Raw genomic sequence first — 17,319 nt, 5'->3', positions numbered from 1 at the left:
TGGCGTACCGCCCCCGCGGCGCATGGAGCGACGCCGACCCGTGATGGGTCGCGGCCCGGGTGTGCGGGCACGCCGGGCGCCCTGGGCGGTGGCGACCGTCAGCTCGCGGCTGCCACCGTCACCCCCATCACCTCCCGGGCGTGCCGTCCCGGCACCATCCCCAGCTGCCAGGCCTGCCAGCCGCCTTCCAGGCTCACGCCCCGCTCCAGCAGTAGCCGGTACGCCCGCACGTAGTCGTCCAGCTTCTCGTCCCTCACCGGATGGCTCGTGCGGGACAGCTGGGCCAGTTCCTCCTGGGCCACCGCCATGCCCACCTCCGTGCCGCCCGGGGAGGCGTAGGGGAGGAGGGTGCAGCGCAGGAAGCGGGCCCACTCCTCGCCCCTGCGGTCGCCGTAGGACGTGAACAGGCCCACCGCCTCGTCGCACAGGGCCAGCGCCTGCTGGGTGCGGGCGTTTCCCGCGTCCACCACCGCCAGCTCCAGGCACGTCCACGCCTCGCCGTGTGCCACGCCGATCCGCTGGAAGTCCGTCTTCGCGTCCGCCAGGAGCTGGCGGGCGAAACCGGAGTTGCGTAACGAGCCCGTACGGGCGGCTCGTTGGTCCCGGGTCACACGCCCCGCGTGATGGCGGGCGCAGGCCAGGCCGTAGACGTCCCGCATCCGGGAGAACATCGTGCGTGAGCGTTCCAGTTCGCGTACCGCCTGATCCAGGTCGCCGGTGTCCTCCAGAGCCTGGCCCAGGTAGTAGACCGTCCAGCCCTCGCCCCGTGCGTCCTCGTTGTCGCGGTGGCGCCCGGCCGCCTGGCGCAGGGCGTCGACCGCCGCGGGCGCGTCACCGGCGACCAGGCGGGTGCGCGCAAGCTGGGTCAGCGCCCAGGCTTCGCCACGGGCGTCGCGAGTGCGGGTGTACAGGTCCAGTGCCGTACGCAGATCGGTCTCCGCCCGGGGTACGTCGCCCATGCGCAGGGCCAGCTGGCCCAGCTGGAAATGTGCCCAGGCCTCGCCGTGCACCGACTCGTTCTCCCGGTGCACGGCCAGGGCGCGGGTGAGCAGGTCCAGCGCCTGGGTCAGCCGTGCACGGTCGCGTTCCACCGCCGCCAGTGCGTGCATCGTCCAGGCGCGGTCCGCCGCTAGTTCGGGGGAGGCCTGGAGGTCCATCGCCTCCTGGAGCCTGGCCGCCGCCTCGGTGAGGTTGCCCTGGTGGTGCAGGGTGATGCCGAGGGAACACAGCGCTCTGGCCGCGCCCGCGTCCTGGTGCGCCTCGAGGTAGAGGTCCACCACCGAGGCCAGGGTCGTCCGCGCCTTGTCCAGCTCGCCCAGCTGGCGGGCCGCGATGCCCGTGCGCCACTGCACCGACCGCATCAGCAGGCCCTGGTCGACGGCCTGAGTCAGCTCGCTGATCTCGCCCAGGCGGTAGAGGTCGCCGCGCAGGAGGCAGTAGTCGCACAGGGCGCCCAGGAGGTTCAGCACCGCGGACTGGTCGACGCCCTCCGTGTGCCGCAGCGCGGCGGTGATGAAACTGGACTCGTCGTCCAGCCAGCGCAGCGCCGCATCCAGCGAGGTGAAGCCGTGCGAGCCGAAGCGGTCCGAGCGCGTCGACACGTTGCCGTCCACCAGGCGCAGTACCGAGTCCGCCAGTTCCGCGTAGTTCACGATCAGGCGTTCCTGCGCTGCCGTACGTGCGGCCGGGTCCTCCTCGTCCGCCAGCCGGGCCTGGGCGAAGGCACGGACGAGATCGTGCAGACGGTAGCGGCTGCCGCGCACATGGTCGATCAGGCCCGCGCGGGCCAGCGTCTGCAGATGCTGGGTCGCTTCCTGTTCGCCGGTGGCCAGCAGGGCTGCCGCCGCGGCCGCGCCCAGTGACGCCCGCCCAGCCAGCGCGAGCCGGCGCAGCAGGCGCCGGGCTGCTTCGGGCATGTCCGTGTAGCGCAGCCACAGGGCGCGCTCCACCGGCTCCACCGGGCCGTACGCACCGAGGTCCGTGGCCAGTTGGAGCGGGGTGCGCGGACCGAGGGACGAGCCGGCCACGCGCAGGGCCAGCGGCAGGCCGCCGCACAACTGGCGGGTGCGGTCGGCGGAATCCCCGTCGTACGGTCCGGAGTCGTCCTGGGCCGCCGCCCTGAGTACGTCCTCCGCGCCCGCCGCGTCCAGTGCGTCGACCGGAAGCTGGTGCACCCGCGCCGGCAGGCCCTGGGGCAGGTCGAGGGGCTCCCGGGTGGTCACGAGGACGAGGCTCTCGGAGCGCTCGGGCACAAGGCTGCGGACCTGCTCGGGGTCCGAGGCGTCATCGAGCACGATCGTGACGGGCAGGCCCGTCAGATGCTGGTGGTACAGCTCGCTCAGCCGCTTGACCTGCTGGTCCGGTGCCGAGCGCTCGCGGAACAGGAGCTGCTCGCGGGGCGCGCCGAGCCGGTTGAGTAGATGGAGCAGGGCGTCACGCGTGGACAGCGGAGGCTCTCCGGCGCTGCTGCCGCGCAGGTCCACGACGCACGCCCCGCGGAACTGGTCCTTGAGTTCGTGTGCGGCCCGGATTGCGAGTGCCGTGCGCCCCGAGCCCGGTGCGCCGTGGAGGACGACCACGGTCGGTTCGGTCTCCGTGCTCGCGCGGGCCGCCTGGACCCACTGCCGGATCCGCCCCAGCTCCTGCCGCCTTCCCGCGAACGGGCCGGCGGGATCGGGAAGTTGATCGAACGACTGCTCGAGCACGGTGCGCCTGCGGGCCGCCGCGCTCTTGTCGGTGCGGCGCAGCCGGGGCGGAGTCCTCTTCTGAGCCGTGGAGGAGACGATCACTCGCTGCTGGTCGAGGAAGGGCCGGATGCCGCGTACTTCCAGGGCGGTCAGCCACTGCAGGCGCAGTTGCTCGGGGCCGCCGGGCTGGCCGAGGGCGCCGGCCCGCCGGCTGGCCGCCGGCAGATGGGAGGCGGTCACCTTCGCCACCGTGGCCGCGGCGCCCACGACCCCGACTGTGGCGCCCGCGCCGAGTGCCGTCCCCGTGCCCGTGCCCAGCGCGAGGTCCGCCACGCAGGTGGTGGCGGCGGCAACGACCGCCACCAACAAGGGAGTTCCGGCCCCCTCCCGCGCATACCGCTGCCCGAAGGTCAGCCGGCCGGCCTCCGTCTCGTCGAGGGCGCGGGTGTATGCCTCGTACTCCTCCGCGGCTGTCTGCGCCATGGCGTCGAGCGCTCCGCGTGCCCGCGAAAGGAGCGCGGTCCCGTCGGTGCGGCCGCCCGAGCGGCGCACCTCCTCCTCCACGGCCCGTGCCAGCAGCTGCTCGGCCTCCACCCGATGGCCGTCGCGCATGTCGCGTCCCCCTCCGGCGTCAACTTCGTTGCCTTTCAGTGTCCTTCGAGGGCTGCGTGAGCGCGAGGGGGCCGCCGATCACGCAGCTGCCGATGTCACCCGGGCCGCATGCTCCCCGCCCTTTTCGACACCGCCAGGAAGACGCAGGCCCCTGCCACTGCCGCTTCCGCTGCCGCGCAGACGTAGGCCTGGAGAAGGTCCGCCCCCGGCAGGGAGGTGGTTATGTCGAACCAGGCGTCCAGGACTGCGACCGCGGCCGTCGCCGAGGCCGTCAGTCGCGCGTACCCGTGGCCGCGTGATCCCAGTACGGCGGTGGCCGCGCAGCCCGCCGCCAGCAGGATGTCCACGCCCACCCACGCCACCTGCCAGTTCCGCACCTCCGGGCTGGCCGGGAGCGTGCGGGCCAGCAGGACCATCCAGGGCACGAGGCCCAGGGCCGCCGTGCCCAGCATCACCAGGGTCCAGCGTCGCGCGGCGGCGGCGCCCGACCGTTCATGAGTCTCGATCGTTCGCATGACCCCACCCTAGACTGCAGAGGAATTTCTGCAAAGTAAATTCTGCAGAAATATCTCTGCGATTCCGATGAGTGGCGAGTACCGTGGTGGTCATGCCGGAGCAAGAACTGACCAGCCTGGAGCGCACCGCGCTCTACAAGTCCCTCGGCAATCCGTTGCGCCGCCGGATCCTCGAGTACCTGGGCCGGCGCGGCGAGGCGAACTCGACCGTTCTCGCCCGGGAGCTCGGCGAGAGCTCCGGCACGACCAGCTACCACCTGCGCAAGCTCGCCGAGCAGCGCCTCATCGAGGAGATCCCCGAGAAGTCGGGCGGCCGGGAGCGCTGGTGGCGGGTGCTGCCTTTCCAGCACACGGCTCCGGACCCGGCGACGATGGCTCCCGAGGAGTACGCCGCCGCCGAACAGCTGGCGATCCTCAAGATCGACGTGGACACCGACCTCTTCCGCCGCGCCCACAAGGAGTACCGGGGCCCCGACGGCTGGGCCCAGGTCATGCGGGCCGGCGCCTGGATGACCAGGGAGGAGCTGCTGGACTTCGTGCGCGAGTACCGCGCGCTTCTCGAGCGGTACGGCCATCCGCGCGAGGGTGCCCCCGAAGGGGCGCGCCCGGTCAAACTCCGGTTCTACGCGGTCCCCGACACCGTGAAAGAGTGGAACGGTGAACCGACTGGCCCATGAGACCTCTCCGTACCTGCTCCAGCACGCCGACAACCCCGTCGACTGGTGGCCCTGGTCGGCCGAGGCCTTCGACGAGGCGCGCAGGCGGAACGTGCCCGTCCTGCTGAGCGTCGGCTACAGCAGTTGCCACTGGTGCCATGTCATGGCGCACGAATCCTTCGAGGATGGGGCGACCGCCACCTATCTCAATGAGCACTTCGTCAGCGTCAAGGTCGACCGCGAGGAGCGCCCCGACGTCGACGCCGTCTACATGGAGGCCGTCCAGGCGGCCACCGGCCAGGGCGGCTGGCCCATGACGGTGTTCCTCACCCCGGACGCCGAGCCGTTCTACTTCGGGACGTACTTCCCCCCTGCCCCCCGGCACGGCATGCCCTCCTTCCGTCAGGTGCTCGAAGGTGTCCACCGCGCCTGGGCCGAGCGCCGGGACGAGGTGACGGAGGTCGCCGGGAAGATCGTCCGCGATCTGACGGGGCGCGAACTCACGGACGGTGGCACACGGCCCCCCGGCGAGGAGGAACTCGCCCAGGCCCTCCTCGGCCTCACCCGCGAGTACGACCCGCAGCGCGGCGGCTTCGGCAGAGCCCCCAAGTTCCCGCCGTCCATGGTCCTGGAATTCCTGCTGCGCCACCACGCCCGCACCGGCTCCGAGGGCGCCCTCCAGATGGTGCGGGACACCTGTGAGCGCATGGCGCGCGGCGGCATCTACGACCAGCTCGGCGGCGGTTTCGCCCGCTACTCCGTCGATCGTGACTGGGTTGTGCCGCACTTCGAGAAGATGCTGTACGACAACGCGCTGCTGTGCCGGGTGTACGCCCACCTCTGGCGGGCCACCGGCTCCGAACTCGCCCGTCGTGTGGCGCTCGAAACCGCCGACTTCATGGTGCGCGAACTGTGCACGAACGAAGGCGGGTTCGCCTCCGCGCTCGATGCCGACAGCGAAGAGGAGGCGCCGCGTGATGGGGATCCCTCCGGGCGGAGTCCGGGGGAGCGTCCGCAGGGCGGCGTTGACGGGCGGCCCGAGGGCGGAACCGGCAGGCAGGTCGAGGGTGCCTACTACGTGTGGACGCCCCGTCAGCTGACGGAGGTCCTCGGAGACCAGGACGCCGAACTCGCCGCCCGCTACTTCGGCGTCACCGAAGAAGGCACCTTCGAGCACGGCAGCTCCGTCCTCCAACTCCCGCAGCAGGAGGGCATGTTCGACGCGCAGAAGATCGAGTCGATCAGGCACCGCCTGATCGGGGCACGCTCCCGCCGCCCTGCCCCCGGCCGTGACGACAAGGTGATCGCCGCCTGGAACGGCCTCGCGATCGCCGCCCTCGCCGAGACCGGCGCGTACTTCGACCGCCCCGATCTCGTGGACGCCGCGATCGGTGCCGCCGACCTCCTCGTGCGGCTGCACATGGACGAGCACGCCCGCCTCGCCCGTACGTCGAAGGACGGCCGGGTGGGCGCCAACGCGGGCGTGCTGGAGGACTACGCCGATGTGGCCGAGGGCTTCCTCGCGCTCGCCTCGGTCACCGGCGAGGGCGTCTGGCTGGAGTTCGCCGGATTGCTGCTCGACCATGTGCTCGCGCAGTTCACCGATGGCAGTGGGGCGCTGTACGACACCGCCGCCGACGCGGAGAAGCTCATCCGCCGCCCCCAGGACCCCACGGACAACGCCACCCCCTCCGGCTGGACCGCCGCCGCCGGCGCCCTCCTGTCGTATGCCGCCCAGACCGGCTCCGAGCCCCATCGCACCGCCGCAGAGCGGGCGTTGGGCGTCGTCGCAGCGCTCGGGCCGCGCGCGCCACGCTTCGTCGGCTGGGGTCTCGCCGTCGCCGAGGCGCTCCTCGACGGGCCGCGCGAGGTGGCGATCGTCGGACCGGCCCTGGACGATCCCTCCACACGAGCCCTGCACCGGACGGCACTTCTGGGTACCGCCCCGGGAGCGGTCGTGGCCGTGGGCACTCCGGAGGGCGGCGAACTTCCGCTCCTCGCCGACCGGTCGCTGGTCGACGGCGGACCGGCCGCGTACGTCTGCCGTCACTTCACCTGTGACGCCCCGACCACGGATCCGGAGCGGCTCCGCAGGGCGTTGAGCGGCTGAGACGCCGTGCCGGGGGAGGGCATGTGAAGAAGTGTCAGCTGCTGCCCGACCCCCGTGCGAGGGCACGCTCCACGATCGCCACCAGCTTTTCGTGGTGCGCGCCCTTCCAGTACGCGCGACCGCACCCACGGCACTGTGCGAAGACGTCGTAGGAGCGGCGCGTGCCGCCTTCGAGCTGGTCGGCGACCTCGTCCTTGGTCGCGTCGCGAAGCAGCCCGTTGCAGGCGGTGCACCGTGTCCACGGCTTCAGCTCGGGCGCGAACCGGTCGAGCACGTCGCGGAGCTGGTCCTCCGGCCGGGTGCTGTACACGAACGCGCCCGCCCACAGCTCCCGGCGGCGCAGCAGTCCGCGGTCGCGGCTGAGCATCACGCGCTGCTCGGCCGCCGAGCGGGTGGCGAGCGCCGCGTCGCCGATGTCCATGGACTCGTACGACGTGTCCACACCGAGCAGTCGCAGCCGCCGGGCCAGGGTGCCGAGGTGGACGTCCAGCAGGAAACGGAGCGGGGCGCCGGGCACCCGCTGGGGGCGCTCGACGGCGCGCACCTCGACGGACTCGCCTTCGGCCGGCACATGGGAGAAGGCCGACACGCGGCCGTCCACGACGAGCGCGCCCACCTCGGTCAGCGGCACGCCCAGCGACTCGACGACATGGCCGAGCGTGGAGGCCCCGTCGGTGACGACCTTCGTGGCGTGCCCGCGCCGCCCGTGCGGGACGAAGAGCCCCAGCTCGGGGGCGAATTCGACGTGGATCTCGGGTCCGTTCACATGGTCAGCATGGCACGGCGGCGGCTCAGGGGGCCTCGGAATTCCGCCGCTCAAGACCGTGCTCCAGTACATCCAGCGCGCGCCGGGTGTATTCGCCGAGGTCGCCTTGCTGGTCGTGCTCGGCCCAGTACCGGGAGGCCTCCAGGATGGCGCCGACGACGCCCATGCAGTACACCCGCACCTCCAGGTCGTCGGGTTCGCGCCCAGTGCGTTCGGCTGCCACCCGGCACAGTATCTGGCCGGTCACGGACATGCTCTCGGTCATCCGGGAGCGGACCGCGGGTACCTCGGCCATCAGGCGGCCGCGCAGCCGCATCTCCTCGGGCGTCTCGTACTCGCCCGACATGCTCTGCTCGACGGCGGTGCGCAGCACGTACCGCAGCGACTCCAGCAGGGGCTCGTCCGCCGGGCGCCCACGCAGCAGCTCCTCGAAGAGCGGGTCGTACTCGTCGGTGACGACGATGTCCTCCTTGGTGGGGAAGTACCGGAACACCGTGGAGGGCGAGACCTCGGCCGCCTCCGCGATCTGCTCGATGGTGGTGGCGTCGTACCCCTGCTCCCGGATCAGCCGGTACGTCGCCTTCCGGATCGCCATACGAGTCTTGATCTTCTTCCGCTCGCGCAGCCCCAGACGGGGTTCGGCGGCGGGCGTCGAGCGGTGTGCGGTGGCGGCCATGGTCATCATTGTCGGACATTCTCCGGGGCCACGGCCATCTCGGGATTCTCCTCGAGACGGGTCCGTGCGCGGTCCCGGTCCGGCAGGAGCGCCGCTGCCAGCAGCGCCGTGGCCAGCGCCGCGATGCCGCTGACCAGCAGGAGCAGGTTCATACCGTGGACGAACGCGGCGTCTGCGGACGAGGCCCGGCCGGAAGCATCAGCGAGGCGAACACGACGACGTACGCGTTCGCCATCCACTGCTGCTGCCCGGTGGACGTGCCCAGCTCCCGGGCCATCGTCGGCAGTGCCACGTCGAGGATCGTCGAGTCGAAGCCGAGCACGAGCATGCTCGCGACCAGGGCACCTAAGGCCCACCAACGGCGGGGGTCCCGCCGCGCATCGCCGTACTGACCATGAATTGAGAGCAACTGTCAAAAGAATATGACTGTCAATGGCGAGTGGTTCTCGGGCAAGAAAAATGGCCACGACTTCAGCCGTGGCCGGGAGGGAGTGGGGGCGGGGCTATGCGTGCTGGTACGCCACCAGGAAGATCCCTACGTAGTGCACGACGAACGCCGCGAGCGTGAAGGAGTGGAAGACCTCGTGGAAGCCGAACCAGCGCGGTGACGGGTTGGGTCGCTTGATTCCGTAGATGACACCGCCCGCGCTGTAGAGCAGGCCTCCGGCGATGACGAGCACGAGGACGGCGATGCCGCCCGCGCGCATGAAGTCGGGGAGGAAGAAGACGGCCGCCCAGCCCATCGCGATGTAGCAGGGCGTGTAGAGCCAGCGCGGGGCGCCGACCCAGAAGACCCGGAAGATGATGCCGGCCGCCGCCGCGCCCCAGATGCCCCACAGGAGCCACTGCCCCTTCGCGCTCGGCAGGAGCAGGAGTGTCAGGGGCGTGTAGGTGCCTGCGATGATGAGGAAGATGTTCGCGTGGTCGAGTCGGCGCAGCAGGCCGCCCATGCGCGGGCTCCAGTTGCCCCGGTGGTAGAGCGCACTGACGCCGAAGAGAAGACAGGCCGTCAGGACGTAGATGCCGCAGGCGATGCGCCCGCGGGTGGAGTTGGCGAGGGCGGTCAGCACCAGGCCCGCGACGAGTACCGCGGGGAACATCCCGAGGTGCAGCCAGCCGCGGAGCTTCGGCTTGACCGGATGGGGCAGCGAGGGCGCGACGGGACCGCGGCCGGCTGCCGGCGAGTCCGTGGGCGCGTCGGGGACGGACGCAGTCATGCGGGGCATGGTACCTACGGGACCGTAAGTTGCGGATCAGGGGGGCGGCTAGTAATGGCCTGACGCTCCCTGTATGCGGTGCCGGCGGAAACGCAAAAGAATCTTCAGTCGAACCCCGCCTGTACGCAAAGAAGAGCGGGAGTGCGTGGCGATCCTCACTCCGCTCAGGTGTGAGCTCCCCTGGACAGATGGGCAAATACGGCGGATGATCAAATGAGTGCAGTCGGCACCGGATGAGCGGCTACGAAGCATCCGGGTCGCGGCCCCCACGGGGCAATCGTCAAAAGACCCCTCATCTAGGAGCAATCGTGGCGCGCGACATCGCGGCTCCCTCGACCGTCCTCACCCAGCACAAGGAACTGATCTCGTGGGTCAACGAGATCGCAGAACTGACGCAGCCGGACAACGTGGTCTGGTGTGACGGATCCGAGGCCGAATACGAGCGCCTGTGCGAGGAGCTCGTCCGCAAGGGCACCTTCAAGAAGCTCGACCCGGTCAAGCGCCCCAACTCCTACTACGCCGCCTCCGACCCGAGTGACGTCGCCCGGGTCGAGGACCGGACGTTCATCTGCTCCGAGAAGGAGGAGGACGCGGGCCCGACCAACCACTGGAAGGCTCCCGCCGAGATGCGGGAGATCTTCCAGGGCAAGGACGGGCAGGACGGCCTCTTCCGCGGCTCCATGAAGGGCCGCACGATGTACGTCGTCCCGTTCTGCATGGGCCCGCTGGGTTCGCCGCTCTCCGCGCTCGGCGTCGAGATCACCGACTCCGCCTACGTCGCGGTGTCCATGCGCACGATGACGCGCATGGGTCAGGCCGTCCTGGACGAGCTCGGTGACGACGGCTTCTTCGTGAAGGCCGTCCACACGGTGGGTGCCCCGCTGGAGGAGGGCCAGGAGGACGTTCCCTGGCCGTGCAGCCAGACCAAGTACATCTCGCACTTCCCCGAGGCCCGCGAGATCTGGTCGTACGGCTCCGGCTACGGCGGCAACGCGCTGCTCGGCAAGAAGTGCTACGCCCTGCGCATCGCCTCCGTCATGGCGCGCGACGAGGGCTGGCTCGCCGAGCACATGCTGATCCTCAAGCTCACGCCTCCGCAGGGCGAGGCGAAGTACGTCGCCGCGGCCTTCCCGAGCGCCTGCGGCAAGACCAACCTCGCCATGCTGGAGCCGACGATCTCTGGCTGGACGGTCGAGACGATCGGCGACGACATCGCATGGATGCGGTTCGGCGAGGACGGCCGCCTGTACGCGATCAACCCCGAGGCCGGCTTCTTCGGCGTCGCGCCCGGCACCGGAGAGCACACCAACGCCAACGCGATGAAGACGCTGTGGGGCAACTCCGTCTTCACCAACGTCGCGCTCACCGACGACAACGACGTCTGGTGGGAGGGCATGACCAAGGAGGCCCCGGCCCACCTCATCGACTGGAAGGGCAACGACTGGACGCCCGAGTCCGCGACTCCGGCCGCCCACCCGAACGCCCGCTTCACCGTCCCGGCCTCGCAGTGCCCGATCATCGCCCCCGAATGGGAGGACCCGAAGGGCGTGCCGATCTCGGCGATCCTCTTCGGTGGCCGCCGCGCCAGCGCGGTCCCGCTGGTGACGGAGTCTTTTGACTGGAACCACGGTGTCTTCCTCGGCGCGAACGTGGCGAGCGAGAAGACCGCCGCGGCCGAGGGCAAGGTCGGCGAGCTGCGCCGCGACCCGTTCGCCATGCTGCCGTTCTGCGGCTACAACATGGGCGACTACATGGCGCACTGGATCGAGGTAGCCAAGGACAAGGACCAGTCCAAGCTGCCGAAGATCTACTACGTCAACTGGTTCCGCAAGAACGACGAGGGCAAGTTCGTCTGGCCCGGCTTCGGCGAGAACAGCCGTGTCCTGAAGTGGATCGTCGAGCGTCTGGACGGCAAGGCCGAGGGTGTCGAGTCCCCGATCGGCATCCTGCCGACCAAGCAGGCCCTGGACACCGATGGCCTGGAGCTGTCGGAGTCGGACCTGGACTTCCTGCTCACCGTCGACAAGGACGTGTGGCGCGAGGAGGCCGCGCTGGTCCCCGAGCACCTCAACACCTTCGGCGACCACACGCCGAAGGAGCTGTGGGACCAGTACCGCGCGCTGGTGCAGCGCCTGGGCTGAGCACCCTATGAACTCCGCGGCCGGTTCGACTTGCCCTGACCTGCGATCGTCACGGCCGGCCGCGGTGCACACCGGCGCGGCCCCGCACAACGGCCTGCGGGGCCGCGGGCCTGTCGCCGTCCACCCGTCCGCCCCGACGAAGAGGACGGCGAGAGGTCCTCGCCGGACGGCGAGCTTGTGCAACGTCGAGTCCGTGGCGAGGACTTCACCGAGGGCGCGGCCGTTCTCAGAGAGCGGTACGACTGTGTGATCGCCGTTGACTTGTGGTGCCCAGGCAGAGGGCCACGAGGTCGTCCACGCCGTGCTGTTCGGCGAGCAGCGAGGCGACCTGCGACTCGCGACGACGGCTGTCACAACTCCGCCGAATGTTCCCCTGGCGCTGGGTGAACACCGGGCAACGGACCCACCCCGGTATGCAACGGGAATGGAAGGTTCCAGAGTTTCGGAAGTCGAAGCAGGCCGGGGCCCGCACCGTTACGAGGACGTACGGTGCGGGCCCCGGCTCTTCGTTGTCTCCGATCGCCCCCGGGCGCCGTCACCTCTGGCGGTGCAGCAGCACGAAGCCGTCCTGATCCGCCACCAGCTCGTACCCCTTGCTGCGGTCTTCCGTCAAGCGCTGCTGTTCCCCGCCGGCGCTCAGCGGCTCGCCCGGCCACCATCGCTGGTTGTCCGGCACCCACGTGTCCACGATGACCCACTGGGGGTCGGGACGGCTGCTGGGCGCTCCGTAGAGGCTGACGCTGTCACGGCCGGTGAGCTGGGGCACCAGCGCGTTGGACGCCTGGACCGTGGCGCCGTCGGGGATCTTGTCCATCAGACGACGGGCGACGGTGACGCGGGGATCGGTCTGCCAGGTGTCCGGCTGGACCAGTTGGTACAAAGGAAAGCTCGGAAGGATCACGAGGGCGATCGCCGCGCTGCCCGCGAGGTAACGGCGCAGACTGCGCCCGCTCGTCTCACGTCGTACCAGGGCGTCGATGAAAGCCGCGAAGACGATCGGCATCAGGACGAGCGAGTAGTGATAGGCGGTCCCCCAGTGCAGGCCGTTGTTCGACGCGAAGCGCCACACCAGAGTCGGCAGGGCAACCCACAGCAGGGGGGAGCGCAGCGCCAGGAACACGGTGGGGGCCAGCGTGAGTGCGAAGGTCGTCACTTTGGTCTGGGGGGTGACAAGACCGATCGTGACTCGTTGGAGTACGTCCAGCAGACTGCCCGCACTGCCTCCGGTCGTTCCCGGGTCACCCGGGACTCGAGGCGCTCCCGAAGCCTTCTCCACCAGGAACCAATAGGCGAAGGACCCACTCGGGCTGAAGGCCGGCAGAATCATGAACACCGTCAACGCGGTCCCGACGAGGCCAGCCGCAGCCGTCAGCATTCCGAGCGTACGGTCACCTCGCCACGCGATGACGAGACCGATGACGAGAACCGTGAGTCCGAGGTCTTCCTTCACGCACAGCAGGGGCAGAGCCCAGCATGCCGCGGCGGCCAGCCGGCCGCTCCCGAGGGCGGCCAGCGAGAACGCCAGGAGCGGAACGGCGAACGCCACTTCGTGGAAGTCGTAGCCGACGCCACTCGCGATTCCCCAGGAGAGCCCGTAGCAGGCACCGATGATCGCACCGGCCGGAGCGCTCAGGGCTCGGCGCGCCCAGAGAGTCAGCGGGACGACGCTCACGGCGAGGAGCGCGGCCTGCACGACGAGGAGTGTTTCCGCTCCTTGCCACACCCAGTAAAAAGGCGCCACGAGCGCCAGGATGGGAGAGAAGTGATCCCCCAGGACGGGAAAGTCCTGGCCCTTCACTTCGGAGACCGGAAGGTGTCCTTCCGCGTAGGAGCGGACGACCTGTTCGAAGATTCCCAGGTCGTAGCTGCTCGTGAGCATCCGTTGGTGGAGACGCAGCGACACCACCGCGTACATCACGAACAGCGCTCCCGCCATGGCCCAGATCCACCATGTGCCCTCGAAGCGGCCTTTGTGCGGCGGTGCCGTCACCGCCTCCTTTTCGGAAACCGAATGTTGTGCCGGTACTGTTGTGCTTTTGGTGGGCAGTGCTTGCATCGGGAGCCCTTCGGGAAACCGGGACTTGCGGCCATAAAGATGCCAGCAACGTGCCGTATTCGACCGCGATCAAACTCCTGTGTGGGCAGATTCCACCGAATGGCCGCACGTCTGTTCCGCACACGCCGTGAGCACACGAAAATGCAGCGTTCAAGGACAATCCACCTATGGTGCTGCCATGCGCGGAATCCTGTTGGCCGGGGGTACCGGCTCGCGACTGTGGCCGTTGACCCGTTCGGTGTCGAAGCAGCTGCTGCCGGTCTTTGACAAACCCATGATCTATTACCCGCTTTCCACATTGGTGATGGCCGGTGTCCGGGATATTCTGATCATCACCACCACCGAAGACCAGTACCAGTTCCGTCTTTTGCTCGGTGACGGTAGTCAACTGGGCTTGCGACTCGACTACATGGCACAAGAGCGACCGGAGGGTATCGCTCAGGCCTTCGTGCTGGGGGCCGACTTCATCGGCGACGAGTCGGTTGCCCTGATCCTGGGCGACAATATCTTCCACGGAAGCGGCCTGGGGACACGGCTGGCCCTTCACGAAGATCCAAAGGGCGGCGAGGTGTTCGCCTACCAGGTCGCCAATCCGTCGGCCTATGGCGTGGTGGAGTTCGACGAGCTGGGCCGGGCGCTGTCCATCGAGGAGAAACCGGCCCACCCCAGGTCCCCGTACGCTGTGCCCGGACTTTACTTCTACGACAACCACGTCGTGGATATCGCTAGCGGCCTACAGCCCAGCGTCAGAGGCGAGTTGGAGATCACCGACCTCAACCGCGTCTATTTGGACGCCGGAGCGCTGCACGTCACCCAGCTGGACCGGGGTACCGCGTGGCTGGACACCGGAACCTTCACCTCCATGGTTCAGGCCTCGGAATTCGTCCGGGTGATCGAGGAGCGTCAAGGTCTCAAGGTGGGTTGCATCGAGGAGGCGGTGTGGCGGGCGGGCCTGATCGACGACGACCATCTCCGTGAACTGGCCCGGCCGCTGATCAAGAGCGGATACGGCCACTATCTGCTGGGGCTGCTTGAGGATTCCCTCGTCATGCCTCAGAGGGGCAGCGGACCGTGTCGCGAAAAACTGTTGCGTACCGCGCCGGGCGCTCGTGTATAGGGGCATCAACCCGAGTACTGGAGGGATGTTTCATGCGATTCGCGGTCACCATCCTTCGCCCTCCCGGGTATCAGCACTGGGAGGCGTTCAGGGAGGTCGCCACGACCGTACACCTCGCACTGCTGCGCCTCGGTCATGACAGTGTACTGACGCATGAAACCCGACTGGCCGGACGCAGGCACATCATCTTCGGCTGCAACTTGCTTCCGTCGCACCCGGCCGGCGTCCCGGACGACGCTATTCTGTACAACCTCGAGCAAGTGTCGGACGATTCAGCATGGTTCAGCAGGGATCTGCTGAACCTGTTCCGGAGATACACGGTTTGGGACTACAGCGCTCGCAATATTCTCGAACTCCGGCGCATGGGCGTGGATGGCGTCTGTCACGTCCCAATCGGTTACGTTCCGGAACTGGAAGGGATTCATCGGTCAGCTGAAGAGGACATCGACGTTCTGTTCGTCGGCTCACTGAATGAGCGCCGTCTCGAGTTGATCCGGCAGCTCGACTCAATCGGCCTCAATGCTGTGGCACGCTTCGGCGTCTACGGCGAGGAACGCGACACCCTGATCGCCAGGGCGAAGATCGTGCTGAACATCCACTTCTACCAGGCGAAGGTGTTCGAGGTCGTGAGGGTGTCCTACCTTCTGGCCAACGGCAGGTTCGTCGTGTCCGAACGGGGTTGCAGTCCCGAAGAGGAAGCCCCGTTCGCCCCGGGGCTGATCTTCGGTGAATACGGCGAAATCGCCGACGTCTGCCGGTACTACGTTGACCGTGACCATGAGCGTCGGGTTCGAGCCGGAGTAGGGCAGTCGATCATGCGCGGGCGTTGCGCGACGAGCATCCTGCGTTCGGCGGTCGCTGCCTTGCGCGGGTGAGGGACCGCATAGTGACCGACAGAATGAGCCGTGTGGTGGAAGGAAGCAGTCACGTGCAACCACTTGACATCGAAGGGGCCTGGGTGGACACGCCCAAGGTGTTCACGGACGGCAGGGGAAGATTTCACGAGTGGTTCAAAGGAGCCAGTTTCCACGACTCCATCGGCCAGGGCTTCCAGCTCGAGCAGGCGAACTGCTCCCACTCCGTCCGCGGCACCCTCCGCGGTATTCATTTCGCGTCGGTACCGCCGGGCCAGGCCAAATACGTCACATGCGTAAGCGGCGCCGTTCTCGACGTGGTGGTCGACATCCGCACCGGCTCCCCAACCTTCGGGAAATGGGAGGCGGTTCAGCTCGACGACAGGACCCATCGCTGCGTCTATCTCTCGGAAGGGCTGGGTCACGCCTTCATGGCGTTGGAGGACAACTCCACCGTTGTCTACCTGTGTTCGCAGGGATACGCGCCGCAGCGCGAGTTCGGGGTCAATCCGCTCGACCCCGGACTGGCCATTGCCTGGCCCCGGGATCTCGCGCCGCGCCTTTCCGACAAGGACGCGGCGGCGCCCACGCTGGAGGAAGCCGAGCGGCAGGGCCTGCTGCCTTCCTTCAAGGACTGTGCCGCGTATCGCAGAAGTCTCGTGAGTAGCGTCTGAGATGGGCGGCCTGCGACGGAGCCACGCTCTGGCAACGCGGCCTCACGCCGTCCGCGGCTACCGCGGAAGAACCGTCGGCCGGACAGCGGCAGTGGTGCTCTTTCGGCACGTCGGACATCTATGACATGGCGTCAAGAAAGTCGTTACTGCGCCAGAATGAAAGCCTGTCCGCCTTGTAAAGGCACCAGCGATGAAGCTGCAGAGAAAGTGCACTGAGGCCGCCCGGGTGATGTTCGCCTATGACACGGACCGAATCGTAATCATTCAATCGATGAGAGCTAAGACTGGCGTTGTCCGTAGCCGAGGGCGACGTGACATGCGTGCGGGATGCGCACCGAGTGCGCGCGTCTGCGGTCTGATCTCTCAAAGTCCGTGAGGAAGGTTCTCTGTGAGCCGTAGAACGATGCGAAGTTCACGCGTCAGGTCCGCCACTCTGGTGTCGGTCGGCGCACTTGCCGTAGCGCTCAATATTGCCCCGAGCACGACGGCCATCGCCGACGCGATCCACAGGTCGGGCGGTGACCGTGCTGTGGCGCTGCCTGGTCCGGAAGGCGCCGTGAGTGGCGGCCATGGTCATGACCATGGCAAGAAGCATGAAAAGGGCAGGCAGGGTCCGCAGGGTCCCCAGGGTCCCCAGGGCAGGCAGGGTCCGCAGGGTCCGCAGGGTCCGCAGGGTCCCCAGGGTAAGCGGGGTCCGCAGGGTAACCAGGGTGCGCAGGGCGTTCAGGGTCCGCAGGGTCCGCAGGGTCCGCAGGGCAACCAGGGGAGGCAGGGTCCGCAGGGCAACCAGGGGAGGCAGGGTCCGCAGGGTCCGCAGGGGAGGCAGGGTCCGCAGGGTCCGCAGGGTCCGCAGGGGAGGCAGGGTCCGCAGGGTCCGCAGGGCAACCAGGGGAGGCAGGGCGCTCAGGGTCCGCAGGGCCCGCAGGGCAACCAGGGCAACCAGGGCAACCAGGGTCCGCAGGGTCCGCAGGGTAACCAGGGTCAACAGGGCAACCAGGGCAACCAGGGGGCGCAGGGCGCTCAGGGTCCGCAGGGTCCGCAGGGTCCGCAGGGCAACCAGGGCAACCAGGGGCGGCAGGGTCCGCAGGGCCCGCAGGGCAACCAGGGGCGGCAGGGTCCGCAGGGTCCGCAGGGCAACCAGGGGCGGCAGGGCGCTCAGGGTCCGCAGGGTCCGCAGGGTCCGCAGGGTCCGCAGGGCCCGCAGGGCAACCAGGGCAACCAGGGCAACCAGGGCAACC

Annotated in this window: 15 protein-coding genes; 6 read left to right on the top strand and 9 right to left on the bottom strand. The window is 68.8% G+C overall.

Annotated elements, in window-relative coordinates; all coding sequences use genetic code 11:
• Positions 1-98: 98 nt before the first annotated feature.
• Positions 99-3,299 (bottom strand): tetratricopeptide repeat protein, encoded by a 3,201-nt coding sequence (locus BIV24_RS16180; RefSeq protein WP_071367015.1) that lies wholly within the window; start codon positions 3,297-3,299, stop codon positions 99-101.
• A 95-nt stretch (positions 3,300-3,394) separates the two neighbouring features.
• Entirely contained in the window at positions 3,395-3,814 is a 420-nt protein-coding gene (locus tag BIV24_RS33340) for a hypothetical protein (RefSeq protein WP_107459507.1), read from the bottom strand.
• A 92-nt stretch (positions 3,815-3,906) separates the two neighbouring features.
• Here BIV24_RS33340 and BIV24_RS16170 point away from each other — a divergent pair, with 92 nt between their 5' ends.
• Positions 3,907-4,491 carry an ArsR/SmtB family transcription factor gene (locus BIV24_RS16170; RefSeq protein ID WP_143064615.1) on the top strand — a complete coding sequence of 195 codons (585 nt, stop codon included), beginning with the start codon at positions 3,907-3,909 and terminating at the stop codon, positions 4,489-4,491.
• Positions 4,472-6,580 (top strand): thioredoxin domain-containing protein, encoded by a 2,109-nt coding sequence (locus BIV24_RS16165; protein ID WP_071367013.1) that lies wholly within the window; start codon positions 4,472-4,474, stop codon positions 6,578-6,580. Before BIV24_RS16170 ends, BIV24_RS16165 begins: the two co-directional genes overlap by 20 nt.
• Positions 6,581-6,614: 34 nt before the next feature.
• Here BIV24_RS16165 and BIV24_RS16160 read toward each other — a convergent pair whose 3' ends face one another.
• The 5 genes from BIV24_RS16160 to trhA all read right to left on the bottom strand — a co-directional run bounded on the left by BIV24_RS16160 (position 6,615) and on the right by trhA (position 9,239).
• A complete protein-coding gene (locus BIV24_RS16160) occupies positions 6,615-7,346 on the bottom strand; it encodes a Mut7-C RNAse domain-containing protein (protein WP_071367012.1) in 732 nt (243 codons plus the stop codon).
• A 25-nt stretch (positions 7,347-7,371) separates the two neighbouring features.
• Positions 7,372-8,031 (bottom strand): TetR/AcrR family transcriptional regulator, encoded by a 660-nt coding sequence (locus BIV24_RS16155; RefSeq protein WP_071367011.1) that lies wholly within the window; start codon positions 8,029-8,031, stop codon positions 7,372-7,374.
• A complete protein-coding gene (locus BIV24_RS34440) occupies positions 8,028-8,174 on the bottom strand; it encodes a hypothetical protein (protein WP_177198735.1) in 147 nt (48 codons plus the stop codon). Before BIV24_RS34440 ends, BIV24_RS16155 begins: the two co-directional genes overlap by 4 nt.
• Complete coding sequence (locus BIV24_RS16150) at positions 8,171-8,350, bottom strand: hypothetical protein (RefSeq protein ID WP_071367010.1); 180 nt, start codon at positions 8,348-8,350, stop codon at positions 8,171-8,173. The genes BIV24_RS34440 and BIV24_RS16150 overlap by 4 nt, the downstream gene beginning before the upstream one ends.
• Before the next feature lie 175 nt (positions 8,351-8,525).
• The gene (trhA, locus tag BIV24_RS16145) at positions 8,526-9,239 is read right to left on the bottom strand and encodes a PAQR family membrane homeostasis protein TrhA (protein ID WP_071367009.1); all 714 of its coding nucleotides are present in this window, start codon (positions 9,237-9,239) and stop codon (positions 8,526-8,528) included.
• A gap of 308 nt (positions 9,240-9,547) precedes the next feature.
• Between trhA and BIV24_RS16140 the strand changes: the two genes are divergently transcribed.
• Positions 9,548-11,380, top strand: coding sequence for a phosphoenolpyruvate carboxykinase (GTP) (locus tag BIV24_RS16140; protein WP_071367008.1), 1,833 nt, complete (start codon positions 9,548-9,550; stop codon positions 11,378-11,380).
• A 535-nt stretch (positions 11,381-11,915) separates the two neighbouring features.
• Here BIV24_RS16140 and BIV24_RS16135 read toward each other — a convergent pair.
• Positions 11,916-13,370: a DUF2079 domain-containing protein gene (locus tag BIV24_RS16135; protein WP_245766834.1), complete on the bottom strand. Its 1,455-nt coding sequence runs from the start codon at positions 13,368-13,370 to the stop codon at positions 11,916-11,918.
• Positions 13,371-13,614: 244 nt separating this feature from the next.
• Here BIV24_RS16135 and rfbA point away from each other — a divergent pair, with 244 nt between their 5' ends.
• From rfbA to BIV24_RS16120, 3 genes are read left to right on the top strand one after another with little or no spacing between them, the layout of a single operon-like run.
• Complete coding sequence (rfbA, locus tag BIV24_RS16130; RefSeq protein ID WP_071367007.1) at positions 13,615-14,553, top strand: glucose-1-phosphate thymidylyltransferase RfbA; 939 nt, start codon at positions 13,615-13,617, stop codon at positions 14,551-14,553.
• A gap of 32 nt (positions 14,554-14,585) precedes the next feature.
• Entirely contained in the window at positions 14,586-15,428 is an 843-nt protein-coding gene (locus BIV24_RS16125) for a CgeB family protein (protein ID WP_071367006.1), read from the top strand.
• Positions 15,429-15,481: 53 nt separating this feature from the next.
• Positions 15,482-16,081 carry a dTDP-4-dehydrorhamnose 3,5-epimerase family protein gene (locus BIV24_RS16120; protein ID WP_071367005.1) on the top strand — a complete coding sequence of 200 codons (600 nt, stop codon included), beginning with the start codon at positions 15,482-15,484 and terminating at the stop codon, positions 16,079-16,081.
• A gap of 412 nt (positions 16,082-16,493) precedes the next feature.
• On the opposite strand, the gene BIV24_RS34825 is transcribed toward BIV24_RS16120, so the two are convergent.
• Positions 16,494-17,319, bottom strand: an 826-nt coding sequence (locus BIV24_RS34825) for a hypothetical protein (RefSeq protein WP_218149317.1), incomplete at its 5' end; no start/stop codon positions are given.

It is taken from the genome of Streptomyces colonosanans (assembly GCF_001866645.1).
GTDB lineage: Bacteria > Actinomycetota > Actinomycetes > Streptomycetales > Streptomycetaceae > Streptomyces > Streptomyces colonosanans.
This window is presented reverse-complemented; position numbering and strand designations above follow the sequence as displayed.